We start from the raw sequence: 7,451 nt of genomic DNA on the forward strand, positions 1-7,451 counted from the left end.
TGGACTTATGGAGACCCCCAGCCCAGGCTGACTGGCATGGGAATCAGAGACGACATCGCCGACGAACGCCGCGAGCTCGCGGCCGTCCTCGGCGCCCTCACCGAGGCGCAATGGAATGCGCCCAGTCTCTGCGCGGGCTGGCGGGTACGCGAGGTGGCCGCCCACATGACCATGGCGATGCGTCACTCCGTCCCGCGCATCGCCGCCGAGCTCGTCAGGTCCCGCGGCAGCCTCGACCGCATGGCAGACCGTCTCGCCCGCCACGACACCGCCGCCCTGACCGCGGAAGAGCTCGCCGGCTCTCTGCGTGACAACGCCGGGCACCCCTGGAAGCCGCCGGTCGGCGGCCACGCGATGGCGCTCGCCCACGACGTGATCCACGGTCTCGACATCACCGTCGCCCTCGGCCTGGACCGGCGCGTGCCGGAGGACCGCCTGCGCACCGTCCTCGCGCGGGTCACCCCGCGGGGCACCCGCTTCTTCGGAGCCGACCTCGACGGGGTCGGACTCCGTGCCGACGACCTCGACTGGTCGTTCGGCAGCGGTACGCCGGTGACCGGCGGCGCACAGGATCTGCTGCTCCTCGCCTTCGGCCGCCGCCTGCCCGCCGGCCGGCTGGGTGGCGCGGAGGCGGAGCGCTTCGTCAGGGCTTGACCGTCGAGGAGCCACCGCGCCGTTCACCGCGGACCGGCGCGTCGAGGGTCACAGCTCAGCCGCCTGGCTCCTCAACCACCCGAGCAGGCCGGCGATCCGGCCGTCCTGCTCGGGCGGCTGCGGGCTCAGCAGGTGATAGCCCGTGCCGTCGGCGACCAGGCCGAACGGCGCCACCAACTGCCCGCGCATCAGATCGTCATGGACGAGTGCGTACGGACCGATGGCGACACCCACCCCCGCGACGGCCGCCTGCAACGCCAGGTAGAAGTGCTCGAAGGTCTGCTCCGCGCCGGGCTCCACCCGCCGACGCGTCAGACGCTGCCAGTCCTCCCACGCCCGCGGCCGGGTACTGGTGTGCAGAATCGTCACGCCGACGACTCCACCCTTGCCCGTCACCCGATCCGCCATCTCCGGACTGCAGACCGGACCGATCCGTTCGAGGAACAACGGAGAGCGGCTCATGTCCTCCGGTACGGGGAAGTCGTCGCGGCGCAGCGCGACGTCGATGGTGTCCCGTTCGAAGGACACGGGCCCACCGCCCGCCGACAGGTGCACGGTGAGACCGGGAACCTGGACGGCGAGGTCGGGCAGGCGGGGGATGAGCCAGCGCATGAGCAGCGTGGGCTCGCAGGACAGCGCGAGCGGGCCGCCGCGTTCCCGGCGCGAGACCTCCCGCGCGGCGGTGTCGACCTGGTCGAGAGCGTCGCGAACGGCGGCCGCCAGGCGACGCGCCTGCGGTGTGGGACGCAGGGACCGGGTCCCCCGCTCGAAGAGGGTGACGCCCAGGGACTTCTCCAGGTTCTGGATCTGGCGGCTGACCGCGCCGTGCGTGACATGGAGTTCCTGGGCGGCCCGCGTCATGCTCGCGTGCCGCACGGTCGCCTCGAAGGGCAGCAGGGAGTTCAGCGGGGGAAGGTCGGGCCAGCGCATGTGTGAAATCTACTCACAGATGGAGTGAGAAGGAATCGCTTGTCCAGCGGCTTTCCGGGCGTCAGTGTTGATGTCGTCACCGGTCGGCGATCCGAGGAGGACGACGCATGAGGGTGGGACCCCAGGACGATCCCGTGTCGAGCATCGCTGTGCTCGCGGACGATCTCACCAGCGCCGGCGACGGCGCGGCGCCGTTCCGCAGGGCCGGACATCAGGCGAAGGTCCTGCTGTCCACCGTCGCCGAGGGTGATGCCGGTTCCCTCGGCGGGAGTGTGTACGAAGCGGGCGCGCCGGCCCTCGGCGGTGTCGTCGCCGTCGACCTCGGCAGCCGCTTGCTCGACGAGCCGGCTGCTGTGACCCGGGCCGAACGGGCCGCTCGTGAGTTCGCTGCGGCGGACCTCCTGGTCAAGACCGTCGACTCGACACTGCGCGGGCATGTGGCTGCCGAGATCCGCGCAGCCCACAACGGTTCGGGCCGAAGGGCGGTCGTCGTCGCGCCGGCGTTCCCGGCCGAGGGAAGGACCACGGTCCGCGGGATCCAGCATGTCCATGACGTGCCGGTGCACGACACGGAGTTCGCCCGAGATCCGGCGCACCCGGTGCGCTGCTCGGACCTCGCGCGGCTGCTGCCGGAGGCCCAGCACCTGGAACCGGAACAGTTCGAGAAGCTGCCCGAACTGATCGGCCAGGGCGGCCTGTTCGTCTGCTCGGCCGCCATGGACATCGATCTCGACCGCCTCGTCTCCTCGGCGCCCCGTGCCCGCGACGTGCTCTGGGTCGGCTCCCCGGGCCTCGCCGCGGCACTGGCCCGCCGCCACTTCCGCACCCCGGAGGCCGCACGCCCCGGGCTTCCCCGCGCCCGACGCCCGCTCATGGTCGTCGGCAGCGCGAACCCGGCCACCCGGCGACAGCTGGACCGATTGCGTACGAGAGCGGACGTGGCCACCGCCGCTTCCGCCGACGACCCCACCACGGCCGTCCATGCCTTGCGGCAAGCCTCCGCGCCCGTCCTCGTGGTCCACACCCCCGACGAGCGCCGCACCACCTCCGGCTCACTCACGGACGATCTGGCCCACGCGGTACGGGAATTGGCGACGGCCGGGACGGTCGACGGACTCGTACTCACCGGCGGAGAGACCGCCGTGGCCGTCCTCGAAGCGCTCGGCTCCAAGGGCATCGATCTGGTCGACGAGCCCGAGCCGGGAGTCGCGCGCGGGGTACTGCTCAGCGCGCCCCGCATTCCCGTGCTGATCAAAGCCGGCGGCTTCGGCGACGAGGGGACCCTCGACCGCCTCTGCCGCCTTCTCATGGAGGGCGGACCGGTCTCATGACGACACCCATGGGGTCGACGCCCCTCGCGACGCGACCCATCGCCATCACCATGGGCGACCCGAACGGCATCGGACCCGAGATCACCGTCAAGGCGTACGCCGCCCCACGCCGCCGCCCCGCCACCATCGTCATCGGCGACCCGGGCACCCTCGCCCGGGCCTGCCGCATCACGGGCACCGAGGTGACGGTGCGGCCGGTCGACTCCGTGGCGGAGGCGATCCACAGCCCCGGAGTCATGAACGTCCTGGCCGAGGGCGTTCTGCCCGGCGACCTGACCCTCGGAACGGTCGACGCCCGCGCCGGAGCCGCTTCCTTCCAGTACGTACGCCGGGGCATCGAGCTCGCCCTCCGCGGCGAGGTCCGGGCCCTCACCACCGCTCCCATCAACAAGGAGGCACTTCGGCTGGCCGGGCTGTCCTACCCGGGGCACACCGAGATCCTCGCCGAACTCTCGGGCACGAGCGACTACGCGATGATGATGGCCAACGACGAGCTGCGGGTCGTTCTGGTCACCGTCCACCAGTCACTGCGCACGGCGCTCGACTCGATCACCACCGCCCGCGAGCTGGAGATCATCCGGCTGACGCACCGTACGCTCCAGGCCGGCGGTCGGACAGGCACCCGTCCCCGTATCGCCGTCGCCGCACTCAACCCCCACGCGGGCGAGAACGGGCTCTTCGGACGCGAGGACCTCGACATCATCGAGCCTGCCGTCCGGGCCGCCCGGCGGGAAGGCATCGACGCCAGCGGCCCCTGGCCCGCCGACACGGTCTTCATGCGCGCCCGCGCCGGGGAGTTCGACGCCGTCGTCGCGCAGTACCACGATCAGGGGCTCATACCCGTGAAGTACCTGGGCCTGGAGCACGGCGTCAACATCACCATCGGCCTGCCCTTCGTACGGACCAGCGTCGACCACGGCACGGCCTTCGACCTCGCCGGCCAGGGCACCGCCGACCACACCAGCCTGCTCACCGCCCTCCACCAGGCCGACGACCTCGCGGGCACGGATTCCGTCACCGCTGCCGCTGCGGGTACGGGGCCGTCGATCGCCGTCCCGACGGACACCTGACCGATCGCGCCCGCCTCGGTACCGGGGCTCGGCCGCACCGCGCCTGAACGGGTACTGCGCCGCCACCACACTGCGCCGCCACCACACTGGCCCGCCTCGGCACCGACCGCGCCCGCCCGAACCGGCACCTCGCCCAACCGGCACCGACTGCCCGCCCGAACCGGCACCCCGCCCGAACTGGCGCCGCGCCCGCCTACCGGCACTGGCCTGCCCCACCCGCCCCGCCCAACCGGCGCCGCACCCGCCCGGCGTCACCCGCCCGAACCGGCACTGGCCGGCCCCACCCGCCCCGCTCCCGACCCGGAGGATCCTCGCCGTGGACTTCATCTTCATGCTCACCCGTGACGACCGGACCGTCACCGACTGCCTCGACGTCCTCGACGCCGTCCGTGACCTCGGCATCGCCCACATCGGCTTCAAGGACATCGGCGTCGAGCCCGCCACACTCGCCCGCCTCCACCGGCAGATCAAGGACATGGGCGCCACCAGCTACCTGGAGGTCGTCAGCACCACGCGCGAGCAGGCCCTCGACTCGGTGAAGTCCGCGATCGACCTGGGCGTCGACCGGCTCATGGGCGGCACCTGGATCGACGAGACACAGGCCCTGCTCGCCGGCACCGGCATCGAGTACCTCCCCTTCGCCGGCGAACCGCTCGGTCACCCCACCAGCCTGGCCGGAGATCCGGCCCGTATCGCCGACGACTGCCGTCGAGCCGAGGCGGCGGGGTGCGCGGGTGTGGACCTTCTCGCCTACCGAGCCACGGACGCCGACCCGCTCGACCTCGTCCGGGCCGCCCGGGCCGCGACCGCCGGCCGGCTCGTGGTGGCGGGCAGCATCACCACGGCCGCTCAGATACAGGCCCTCGCGGATGCCGGGACCGACGCCTTCACCATCGGCTCCGCCGCTTTCAGCGGCTCCCTCCGACCCGACGCGGGAACGCTCCGGTCCCAGCTGGCCGCCGCCGTCGAGGCCACCACCATGGCGGTGGGCTGACGGTTCGCGGAGGGGACCGGCGGCCTCCGGACCGCACGGCGGCGGCTAGGGGCGGGGCAATGCTCGGCACCGCATACCCTTGTTCCATGACCAGCAGCGACCGGAGCCAGGCAGTGGACGTCCAGCGAACCTACGAAGTACGCACCTACGGGTGCCAGATGAACGTCCACGACTCCGAGCGGCTCTCCGGTCTGCTGGAAGACGCCGGCTACGTCCGCGCCCCCGAGGGGTCCGACGGTGACGCCGACGTCGTCGTCTTCAACACCTGCGCCGTCCGGGAGAACGCCGACAACAAGCTGTACGGCAACCTCGGCCGGCTCGCCCCGAGGAAGACCACGCGCCCGGGTATGCAGATCGCCGTCGGCGGCTGCCTCGCCCAGAAGGACCGCGACACCATCGTCAAGAAGGCCCCCTGGGTCGACGTCGTCTTCGGCACGCACAACATCGGCAAGCTGCCTGTCCTCCTGGAGCGCGCCCGCGTCCAGGAAGAGGCCCAGATCGAGATCGCCGAGTCGCTGGAGGCCTTCCCCTCCACGCTGCCGACCCGCCGCGAGTCCGCGTACGCCGCCTGGGTCTCGATCTCCGTCGGTTGCAACAACACCTGTACGTTCTGTATCGTCCCGGCGCTGCGCGGCAAGGAGGAGGACCGTCGTCCCGGCGACATCCTCGCCGAGATCGAAGCCCTGGTCGCCGAGGGCGTCTCGGAGATCACCCTGCTCGGTCAGAACGTCAACGCGTACGGATCCGACCTGGGCGACCGCGAGGCCTTCTCCAAGCTGCTCCGCGCCTGCGGCGACATCGAGGGCCTGGAGCGGGTCCGCTTCACCTCGCCGCACCCCCGCGACTTCACCGACGACGTCATCGCGGCCATGGCCGAGACCCCGAACGTGATGCCGCAGCTCCACATGCCGCTGCAGTCCGGCTCGGACACCGTGCTGAGGGCGATGCGCCGCTCGTACCGGCAGGAGCGTTTCCTCGGCATCATCGAGAAGGTGCGCGCGGCCATCCCGCACGCCGCCATCTCCACCGACATCATCGTGGGCTTCCCCGGCGAGACCGAGGAGGACTTCGAGCAGACGATGCACACGGTCCGCGAGGCGCGCTTCGCCAACGCCTTCACCTTCCAGTACTCCAAGCGTCCCGGGACCCCCGCGGCCGAGATGGACGGGCAGATCCCCAAGGAGGTCGTGCAGGCGCGCTACGAGCGTCTCGTCGCCCTCCAGGAGGAGATCTCCTGGGAGGAGAACAAGAAGCAGGTCGGCCGGACCCTGGAGGTCATGGTCGCCGAGGGCGAGGGCCGCAAGGACGGCTCCACGCACCGCCTCTCCGGCCGCGCCCCCGACAACCGGCTCGTCCACTTCACCAAGCCGGAGGCGGAGGTCCGCCCCGGCGACGTGGTGACCGTCGAGATCACCTACGCCGCCCCGCACCACCTGCTCGCCGAGGGTCCGACGACGTCCGTGCGTCGTACCCGCGCCGGCGACGCCTGGGAGAAGCGCACCACGGCGGACGCCGCCAAGCCGGCGGGTGTCCTGCTCGGCCTGCCGAAGATCGGTGTGCCGGAGCCGCTGCCCGCGGCCTCCGCCCCGGCCTGCGGCAGCCACTGACAGCCCCCGGCCCGCGGCAGCCACCGACGAACCGGGTGAGCCACCGAACCCGCCACGGCTCGGTGGCGGGGGACCGGAGGACGTCGCAGTAGGCTGCGGATCATGCTTGTCGCCGCAGCTGTGTGCCCCTGTCCTCCCCTGCTCGTGCCCGAGGTGGCGGCCGGGGCCGCCGGTGAACTCGACGCGGCCCGTACGGCCTGTTCCGACGCCGTCGGGCTGCTCGCCGCCTCCCGGCCCGACCGCCTCTATGTCATCGGTCCCGCCGACGAGAGCGCACGCGGACCGTTCCCCGCCGGTTCGGCCGGCAGTTTTGCCGGCTTCGGCGTCGACCTCTCGGTACGGCTCGGTGACGGACCGGCCGGAGAGCGGCCGCTGCCCGCCTCGCTCGCCGTCGCCGCCTGGTTCCTGGAGCGCACCGACTGGGCCGACGCCCCCGTCGAGGGGCTCGGCGTCGGCGAACCCCTGGAGACCGCGAGGTGCGTCTCCACCGGCCGGGAGTTGGCAGCCACGGCCGACCGCGTCGCGCTGCTCGTGATGGGCGACGGCAGTGCCTGCCGGACCCTCAAAGCCCCCGGCTACCTGGACGAGCGTGCCGCCGCGTTCGACGCGGAGGCCGCGCGGGCCCTGGGCTCCGCGGACGTGGACGCCCTCCTCGGAATGGACGAGAACCTCGCGTACGAGCTGAAGGCGGCCGGCCGGGCCCCCTGGCAGGTCCTCGCGGGCGCAGCCGAAGGCGCGGGCCTCGATGGCAGGCTGCTGTACGAGGACGCGCCGTACGGCGTCGGCTACTTCGTGGCCGCCTGGTCGTAGACGGCCCCACGGAACACGGAACACGGAACGGCGGACGGCCGCGGAGCATGTGCTC

7 protein-coding genes are annotated in these 7,451 nt (G+C 72.3%); 6 read left to right on the top strand and 1 reads right to left on the bottom strand.

The features are described from left to right. Nucleotides 1-36: 36 nt before the first annotated feature. On the top strand, nucleotides 37-654 hold the full coding sequence (locus ACFQ7Q_RS31045; protein ID WP_383560923.1) for a maleylpyruvate isomerase family mycothiol-dependent enzyme: 618 nt from the start codon (nucleotides 37-39) through the stop codon (nucleotides 652-654). A gap of 48 nt (nucleotides 655-702) precedes the next feature. Here ACFQ7Q_RS31045 and ACFQ7Q_RS31050 read toward each other — a convergent pair whose 3' ends face one another. Further along, nucleotides 703-1,584 carry a LysR family transcriptional regulator gene (locus tag ACFQ7Q_RS31050; protein WP_383560925.1) on the bottom strand — a complete coding sequence of 294 codons (882 nt, stop codon included), beginning with the start codon at nucleotides 1,582-1,584 and terminating at the stop codon, nucleotides 703-705. 107 nt (nucleotides 1,585-1,691) lie between these two features. Here ACFQ7Q_RS31050 and ACFQ7Q_RS31055 point away from each other — a divergent pair, with 107 nt between their 5' ends. The 5 genes from ACFQ7Q_RS31055 (at nucleotide 1,692) to ACFQ7Q_RS31075 (ending at nucleotide 7,396) form a co-directional block, all read left to right on the top strand. Continuing rightward, nucleotides 1,692-2,915, top strand: coding sequence for a four-carbon acid sugar kinase family protein (locus ACFQ7Q_RS31055; RefSeq protein ID WP_383560927.1), 1,224 nt, complete (start codon nucleotides 1,692-1,694; stop codon nucleotides 2,913-2,915). Continuing rightward, nucleotides 2,912-3,985 (top strand): 4-hydroxythreonine-4-phosphate dehydrogenase PdxA, encoded by a 1,074-nt coding sequence (gene pdxA / locus ACFQ7Q_RS31060; protein WP_383560929.1) that lies wholly within the window; start codon nucleotides 2,912-2,914, stop codon nucleotides 3,983-3,985. Before ACFQ7Q_RS31055 ends, pdxA begins: the two co-directional genes overlap by 4 nt. A gap of 316 nt (nucleotides 3,986-4,301) precedes the next feature. Then, nucleotides 4,302-4,979, top strand: a complete 678-nt coding sequence (locus ACFQ7Q_RS31065; RefSeq protein WP_383560931.1) for a HisA/HisF-related TIM barrel protein — start codon at nucleotides 4,302-4,304, stop codon at nucleotides 4,977-4,979. 86 nt (nucleotides 4,980-5,065) lie between these two features. Then, nucleotides 5,066-6,586: a tRNA (N6-isopentenyl adenosine(37)-C2)-methylthiotransferase MiaB gene (gene miaB / locus ACFQ7Q_RS31070; protein ID WP_383560933.1), complete on the top strand. Its 1,521-nt coding sequence runs from the start codon at nucleotides 5,066-5,068 to the stop codon at nucleotides 6,584-6,586. 102 nt (nucleotides 6,587-6,688) lie between these two features. Then, on the top strand, nucleotides 6,689-7,396 hold the full coding sequence (locus tag ACFQ7Q_RS31075) for a class III extradiol dioxygenase subunit B-like domain-containing protein (protein ID WP_383560935.1): 708 nt from the start codon (nucleotides 6,689-6,691) through the stop codon (nucleotides 7,394-7,396). Nucleotides 7,397-7,451: the final 55 nt, after the last annotated feature.

The organism is Streptomyces sp. NPDC056527, assembly GCF_042794475.1.
GTDB lineage: Bacteria > Actinomycetota > Actinomycetes > Streptomycetales > Streptomycetaceae > Streptomyces.